General features: G+C 41.0%; 10 protein-coding genes. 7 read left to right on the plus strand and 3 right to left on the minus strand.

Annotation, left to right across the window (positions count from 1 at the left end; all coding sequences use genetic code 11):
• Positions 1 to 784: type IA DNA topoisomerase (locus WBA23_RS24055; protein ID WP_424584822.1), on the minus strand; the 784-nt coding region annotated here is incomplete at its 3' end.
• 150 nt (positions 785 to 934) lie between these two features.
• Here WBA23_RS24055 and WBA23_RS24060 point away from each other — a divergent pair.
• The 4 genes from WBA23_RS24060 (at position 935) to WBA23_RS24075 (ending at position 3,140) form a co-directional block, all read left to right on the plus strand.
• Entirely contained in the window at positions 935 to 1,432 is a 498-nt protein-coding gene (locus WBA23_RS24060) for a SixA phosphatase family protein (protein WP_424584823.1), read from the plus strand.
• A 4-nt stretch (positions 1,433 to 1,436) separates the two neighbouring features.
• The gene (locus WBA23_RS24065) at positions 1,437 to 1,769 is read left to right on the plus strand and encodes a phage holin family protein (RefSeq protein WP_424584824.1); all 333 of its coding nucleotides are present in this window, start codon (positions 1,437 to 1,439) and stop codon (positions 1,767 to 1,769) included.
• Positions 1,762 to 2,241 carry a hypothetical protein gene (locus WBA23_RS24070; RefSeq protein ID WP_424584825.1) on the plus strand — a complete coding sequence of 160 codons (480 nt, stop codon included), beginning with the start codon at positions 1,762 to 1,764 and terminating at the stop codon, positions 2,239 to 2,241. Before WBA23_RS24065 ends, WBA23_RS24070 begins: the two co-directional genes overlap by 8 nt.
• A 317-nt stretch (positions 2,242 to 2,558) precedes the next feature.
• Positions 2,559 to 3,140: a DUF4136 domain-containing protein gene (locus WBA23_RS24075; RefSeq protein WP_424584826.1), complete on the plus strand. Its 582-nt coding sequence runs from the start codon at positions 2,559 to 2,561 to the stop codon at positions 3,138 to 3,140.
• Positions 3,141 to 3,148: 8 nt separating this feature from the next.
• On the opposite strand, the gene WBA23_RS24080 is transcribed toward WBA23_RS24075, so the two are convergent.
• Positions 3,149 to 4,054, minus strand: a complete 906-nt coding sequence (locus WBA23_RS24080) for a glycerophosphodiester phosphodiesterase family protein (protein WP_424584827.1) — start codon at positions 4,052 to 4,054, stop codon at positions 3,149 to 3,151.
• Position 4,055: 1 nt separating this feature from the next.
• Positions 4,056 to 4,985, minus strand: coding sequence for a chromosome segregation protein SMC (locus WBA23_RS24085; RefSeq protein ID WP_424584828.1), 930 nt, complete (start codon positions 4,983 to 4,985; stop codon positions 4,056 to 4,058).
• A gap of 68 nt (positions 4,986 to 5,053) precedes the next feature.
• Here WBA23_RS24085 and WBA23_RS24090 point away from each other — a divergent pair, with 68 nt between their 5' ends.
• From WBA23_RS24090 to WBA23_RS24100, 3 genes are read left to right on the plus strand one after another with little or no spacing between them, the layout of a single operon-like run.
• Positions 5,054 to 5,647 (plus strand): methyltransferase, encoded by a 594-nt coding sequence (locus tag WBA23_RS24090; RefSeq protein WP_424584829.1) that lies wholly within the window; start codon positions 5,054 to 5,056, stop codon positions 5,645 to 5,647.
• Between the two features lie 57 nt (positions 5,648 to 5,704).
• Positions 5,705 to 6,433 (plus strand): alpha/beta hydrolase, encoded by a 729-nt coding sequence (locus WBA23_RS24095; protein ID WP_424584830.1) that lies wholly within the window; start codon positions 5,705 to 5,707, stop codon positions 6,431 to 6,433.
• On the plus strand, positions 6,426 to 7,466 hold the full coding sequence (locus WBA23_RS24100) for a DUF2817 domain-containing protein (protein WP_424584831.1): 1,041 nt from the start codon (positions 6,426 to 6,428) through the stop codon (positions 7,464 to 7,466). The genes WBA23_RS24095 and WBA23_RS24100 overlap by 8 nt, the downstream gene beginning before the upstream one ends.
• Positions 7,467 to 7,506: the final 40 nt, after the last annotated feature.

Here is a 7,506-nt window from a genome sequence, read left to right on the forward strand (position 1 = left end):
ATTTACGGGAGGCTTCCTGCTGCAAAGTAGAAGTAGTGAAGGGGGCAGCGGGTGAGCGTTTTACCGGCTTTTTCTCCAGCTTAGCAATCGTAAATTCAGCACTAAGGCAAGTATTGAGAAAGTCGCGGGCTTCATCTTCTTTAGCAAATTTCTTGGGAAGGTCAGCTTTCAGTACACTGCCATTGTCCAGCAGAAAGTTGGCAGTAACTTTATACGATGATTTGCTCTCAAAAGCAGTAATCTCTCGCTCACGTTCTACCACCAGACGCACTGCAACTGATTGTACCCGTCCGGCTGAAAGACCGCGCTTAATTTTCTTCCAAAGCACCGGCGAAAGCTCGTAGCCTACCAAGCGATCAAGAATTCGTCGAGCCTGCTGGGCGTTCACCAAGTCAGTATCAATGCCCCGGGGAGATTGAATCGCCTTTTGAATGGCTTTCTTAGTAATCTCTCGAAATACAATGCGGCGGGTTTTCTCATCCTTTAGATTCAATACTTCTTTCAGGTGCCAGGAAATAGCCTCGCCTTCGCGGTCATCATCGCTCGCTAGGAAAATAGTATCGGCATCTTTCACCAACTTTTTAAGCTGAGAAATAATATCTTTTTTATCGGGAGAAACCTGATAGGTCGGTTGGTATCCGTTATTTACATCTACCCCAGTGTCATCTTTGGGAAGGTCTCGCACGTGACCATAACTGGAGGTAACAATATAATCCGATCCCAAATATCCTTCTATTGTCTTTGCTTTTGCCGGCGACTCAACAATCACTATATTTTTTGCCATAAATAATACTACTTTCGTGGTTTGTGAGGATTTAAGGTTTCAAAGGAACACTTTTTTATCACAAATCGTAGAATAAAACCGTTTAGTTCCTTACAAAGGAAGCTGTAAACTAATAAAAACTAATGTGCCTTTTAATTGCCTACCGAGATAATGGTTAAACAACTACTTTTAGTTCGCCACGGCGAAGCAAAAGATTCTCAAGATCAACAATCTGATGCCAGCCGAGATTTAGCAGCTCGTGGATACCAAGATGCGGTACGAATAGGTCATTACCTAAAGGAGCAAGGGTGGCAACCCGATGTAATAATAAGTAGTCCCGCTGTGCGAGCTGCTGCCACCGCGCAAATGATTGCCGAGCAGCTACACTATCCGGCTCAACATATTCAGCCTAAACCTGGGTTGTATGAAGCTTCGCTTCGAACTTTTCTGGCCATCATTAACGAACAGGGTGACCAACTAAACCGTATTTTAGCAGTAGGACATAATCCTACAATAAGTTATCTGATTGAATATTTGACTGGGGAAGAAGTAGGTACTGTTGTGCCCGGAGGGTCTGCTTTGTTAGAATTTGCAATTGAAGACTGGAGTGAGGTATCGCAGAGCACCGGCTCGCTGGTTGTGTATAAAACTCCTGCAAATTTAACTTAGTGCTATGCTTATCTCTATTCTAGTAAATGCAGTATCCGTGTTTTTAGCCTCCTACGTGCTACGAGGAGTAATGGTAAACAATTTTTGGACGGCACTGATTGTGGCGGTCTTGTTAGCCATTATCAATGCAGTAATTAAGCCTATCCTGATTTTCTTAACCATTCCTATTACAATACTTACTTTAGGTTTGTTTATTCTAGTAATCAATGCTTTACTACTAATGCTGATTGATGCTTTGCTGGAAGGACTGAAAATAAAGAATTTCGGTTGGGCGGTACTATTTGGTATTGTGCTTTCAATTATCAATGGCCTGTTGTCTTGGATACTGAATGTCTGATCGGGAAAAGCTTTGGTTTTTTGCTCGTAACTTAGCACGAGGGTTTTTTGCGTTGTTTATTGTAGTAGGCGGATTTATATTACTGAAGGATCGAGTGGGTCTAAATTATTTTAAGTGGCTGGCTCCCGTGTATGAGCAGCCTATACTAGTATATCTGATCTATTCAGCCTCGGAACTACTATTTGGTATTATTCCGCCTGAAATTTTTATGATTTGGGCACTGCGTTTAGAAGTGCTAACTAGTTATTTACTCAATATTGGCGCGTTTGCTGTGATATCTTATTTAGCAGGTGTTTTGGGGTATCTTATTGGGAACTATCTAAATCACACCCGATACTACGCATACTTCAGAAGAAGAGTCTTTGGCCGTTACGAACACTACTTTCAGCGTTTTGGGGCTTTCTTGATTATTGTAGCGGCTTTAACACCACTACCTTTTTTTTGGAGTAAGTATGTTAATTGGGTCGGTTGATTTTCCGACTAAAAAATACATGGTCTACGCAACCACTCGTTTCGTTAGGTTCGCCACTTATGGTTACGTAGTATGGCAGGCTAATGCGTTTTGATGAACTAAAAAGTAAAGCACAAGACAAATATTAACCAACTCTTTGTGGAAGTTTGCTGTAGCGAAATTACTTGGGTAGCGATGAAATAAACCTAAGCAAGCATAGTTTTTAGTTTGTTAACAAAAATTTAACAATAGCCATAATTTTTTCATAGGTTGGATATGTTCAATAAAAACATTTTATTAGTAAATTGATTACTTACAAATAGCTACCTCTTTTTCTTATGAAAGCACTTTCTACCATTGCGTTGTTGACCTTGCTCTTTTTTGCGAGTTGTATGGGATACAAAGAGTTTCCTGTGGAGTCGGATTACAGTTTTGAGGGCGAATTCCGTCGCTATAAAACATTTAACTTTCTAGATACCCGTAGCTCGGGTGCTGATTCTAGCCTTCAGAATGATGTCATTGAGAGCTCGATTCGAGCGCGTATGGAGTTGCAAGGCTACGAATACACTACCCGCGATCCGCGTTTGCTAGTTTCTTACAAAATCTTTTACGATAGCCTTTTCTTTACTGGTTACGATCAACCTGATATTGAACTCTTCATTGAGTATGAAGAGAACATCGATCAGGAAATGGACCCGGTAAAGTACAACCTGCGTCAGGGAACCCTATTAGTGCTGATGTATGATCGGGAGCGTAAGAAATCAATCTGGCAAGGGTACGCCTCAGGAGTATTTGGAGACAGCTTTTACAGCGACAAACGTTATCTACAAGGGGCAGTCCGATCAATCTTTGATCAATATAAAGTATTTGCCGAAGGCTTTGCCGTGCAGAAAAAGAAAGTCAGCCGCAATCGCAATTAGTCACCTATTTATTGACTGACTATTTTGATCACGCGATCGGGATAGTCAGAAATGATTCCATCGACCTTTAAGTTGACCATCCGCTGAATATCGTCCGGTTCATTTACTGTCCAGGGAATAATACTCATGCTCTTTTGTTCGGCCAGATCAATTAAATCTTGATCTACTAACTGAAAGTGAGGACTATAAATTTGGGGAGTAAAACCCAACTTAGCCAAGTTTTTTTCCAAAGAATCAGTATTGCCTATTAATAACGCGAGTGGTAGTGAAGGTTGTTTTTTCCGTATTTGCTTTAGCGTACGAACATCAAACGACTGAATAATTACTCGATCTTCAATACCTTTTTCCTGAATAACTGATAAAACCAAATCAGTAAATTTATCTGGTGTTGGATGAAAGATATTATCGCTCTTCGGACCAGATTTGGTTTCAATGTTATAGACTACCGGAGGTAGGTCTTGCGCAGTTATCAACTGTTCAACTGTATCGATTACGTCGCTGAGCAATGGTTTATATGCCGGAAAGTTTTGTTGTTCGGGAAATTGCGGATGAGGGCTACTACCGCAATCGCAGCGAGCGATTTCCTCATAAGGCATCTGGTAGAGATTATGCTTCTTCTCTTCCTCCTCCGTAATAGCTCGCCCTTCGGCAGTACGACAAATTACGTGAGAAAGAAATGGCTCGTGAGAAACAACAACCTGCTGGTCTTGAGAAATTACTACATCCAGCTCAAGGGTAGTAACCCCTAGCTTAATGGCTTCAAGAAAAGCGGGAGTGGTATTCTCCGGAAGTAACCCCCGACAACCTCGGTGTCCTTGAATATCTAATGATTGGTCAGAAGACTGAGTCATCGCCTCAGTGGGGAGTAACGCAACCGAAAAAAACGCGAAAACAATAAATAAGCGAAAATTCATATCAACGCACCTCAAAATTCGCGGTACCAATGATGTAATCGTCAGAGTAAATTTCTACTTGATGACGTCCCTCGGTGTAGTCACTACCTTTCTCATAGATGAAGGAAAGTGCCTGTCCGGTATTATCAAACAATATATCTTTTTTCTGAGTATAGAAAATTTCTTCACCATCCAGCATAAATGTGCCTGACCCTTTGGCTACGTCAAATATTACGTTGCCATTAGGCTCTACAATGCGGATGAAGATGTCTCGTCCTTTAATTTCAGCTACTTCATTTTTGGCTATGTTGAATGTAACTTGCACCTGCTCTAGCTGATTATTTCGGTAGCGATCACGTTCTTTGCCTTTTCCCCGGCTATTAAGCCCAACCACTTTAATATTCTCTGCTTCTAGTTGAGAGGCTACCGCTACCTTTTCGGCCATTTGATCTTTTTCCGAATTAATTTGGGTAATCGTTTTATTTAGTTCCTGTTGCTCTACTTTCAACTCGGTATTTTCTGCAAACAAGACTTTGTTTTCTTCTTGGAGCTTGGCAATTTCTTTGTCTTTATTGAGCAAAAGCTCCCGATACCCTTCAACTCGATTACTTATTTGGTTATATCGCTTCTGGGCCAACACCTGATTGTTTTGCAACTGCTCTTTCTCTTGCTCTAGCGTTTCTCGGATGAGCCGCAATTCCTCTACGTCGCCCCCTAGCTTCTGTATCTCCTGAATCTTGAGATCAAGTTCGTTGCTTATTGACTCCAGTTTGGCGTAGGTTTCTTGTAATTCGGTTTGACTCGTTTGTAACTCAGTCGTCTTTTTCTGGTTGTTTTGATAGAACAGAAAAAGTACCACCAAATTCGTTAGCACTAGTAAGCCAACAATGATTAATAATATTTTTCTTTTGTTTGAGCCGTTATTTGAATCGGAATGAGTACTCTCTTCCATAAGTGTAATTTGTTGGATTGCTTGAATATCTGCTATTTTAGAAAAATTTCAGCACTCGTACTAGGAAAATGGAAACGCTAAACGAAAACTATTGGACTCAGCGCTATCAATTGGGCAATACTGGCTGGGATACCGGTAGTATTACCCCGCCTTTGAAAATATATTTTGATCAGTTGTACGACAAAAATATAAAAATTCTGATACCAGGCAGTGGAAATAGCTACGAAGCCGCTTATCTTTTTGAACAAGGATTCTCTCAAGTACATATTGTAGATATAAGTAAACATCCGTTGGAGAAGTTTCAGCAGCAGTATCCGGATTTTCCACCCGAACAAATGTTACATCAAAACTTCTTTACATTGGACAGCACGTTTGATCTAATTATTGAGCAAACATTTTTTTGCGCGCTAAACCCAGACTTACGACCAGATTATGCCAAAAAAATGTATGAATTGTTAAAGCCAAGCGGTAGATTGGTAGGTCTATTATTCGATGCGCCTCTTTATCAAGACCATCCTCCTTTTGGAGGTAATCTACAAGAATATCGCCAATATTTTAAACCGTACTTTTATTTTCACACGTTTGAGTCAGCGTACAACTCTATTTCTCCTCGGTTAGGAAACGAACTGTTCATCAATCTAAAGAGAAAAGAACAAGCATAACGGCTTAAACCCATAATTAAAAGTTGCCTCTGAGTTTTTTTAGTCGCTAACGAAAATATGCTGCATTCGGATCATTATATTTTAGCCCACGGATTGAACGTACAGCCAACAGTTATGCAGTTGCTGGCTGAAGAACTGGGTTGCGCTGAAGATCAGTACACCGTAATTAGTTTGCCTGGTCACAGTGGGGAGGAAAATTTATCGCGCGATTCGGCTGACCGCTGGCTCGAAAGTTTTCAGGATCAGTATAACGAGGTATTCCGGAAGCACACTGATGTAGTTTTTGTGGGGTATTCTTTAGGTGGATTGATTATGACATATCTGCTAGGCAATGGGCAGGTAGCCGCGCCACGTAAGCAGATACTATTAGCACCAGCTTTAGCTTTTCAACAATGGACGAAAATTCCGACCATGATACCGAAGGCAACATTGGATCAGGTGACAATTCCTTCATTTACCCCCAAAAGCTATAAAGCTAACTCGGGAGTTTCGCTAGGTGCCTATAAAGTACTTTTTGCAATTAGTCAGGAACTGAATAGCATGATTTCTAATCGTTATAATATTCCTACTTTAGTTTTTTGTGATCGCTGGGATGAACTGGTGCAAGCCGAAGGGTTACGCAAGTTTATAAATGCTAAGAAACTCACTGAATGGAAGCTTATTGTAGTATCATCTAGCTTTTGGCAAAGGTTAGGAAAGAAGCATTTGCTGGTGGCTAAAGAATATTATTCTGACAATCATTGGAAGCAAATTCGCCAGCAGATAGAGGCATTTGTGGATGAATGAACTGATTCACTACCAAGCCAACTACGATGCAGCTCGCACCTATTTTCGCGAACTAGCAACCCACAATGGTTGGGAGCTTCATTCGCTGACAGTAAACGAATCGGAAGAATTATTTATTGACATCGCGATTTGGCGTGGAGGTAGTGATAAGTTGGTTATCCATAGCTCGGGAGTACACGGGGTGGAGGCTTTTCCAGGTTCGGCAGTCCAGTGCGCTTTTCTCAGTTCTTGGAAACCAAATGTATCTGTCCTACCAAGCATCGCACTTATCCATTGTGTAAATCCCTTCGGAATGCGCTATTTACGCCGATGGAATGCTCAAAATGTTGACCTCAATCGGAACTTTCTATCTTCATTTACTACGCTTCCAGAGAACCCTTTGTATGATCACTTATCTCCTTTTCTAAACCCTCAGTCTGATACTCAACTTTCATTTTTCACACTGCGAGCATTAAAATTACTGGCAAAGTACCGTTTTGCTACTTTGCAACAGGCTACTGCTCAAGGGCAATATAATAGGCCGACTGGGCTATTTTTTGGTGGAAAACAGCCGACAACTGAAAATAGCTTACTGCGTTCCTTTTTTCAACAGCATCTACGCGAATATCGAGTTATCAGGGGGATAGACTTTCATACCGGATTAGGCAAATTTGGTCAGTCTTCTTTTTATCTGGAACCCCACTTTGGTCAGAGATCATATCAGCAAGCCGAATTTATCTTCGATCAAACAATAATTAGTGCACTTTCTCAGACTAACCAAAGCTATCAAATGCAAGGTAGCTTGGTAGCTGGGTTAAAACTACATTGTTCTGAAAGTGATTTTTGGATGGTTACTCAGGAGATTGGTACCGTTCGCCCTTTAAAGATTCTACAAGTGTTGCGCCAGGAAAATTTCAAATTTCATTATCAGCCTGAGCGTCATATGAGGTCAAGCATACTGTTAAGAAAGGTATTCAGTCCTGATAGTGATGCGTGGAAAAAAGCAGCAGTGCAAGCGGGTTTACGAGCGCTAACTCAGTTAATACACGCTTAGTAACGGCTTTAATTGCTACAAACAATAGAGAGTATAGAAA

The organism is Tunicatimonas sp., from assembly GCF_049647865.1.
In the GTDB taxonomy this organism is placed as follows: domain Bacteria; phylum Bacteroidota; class Bacteroidia; order Cytophagales; family Cyclobacteriaceae; genus Tunicatimonas.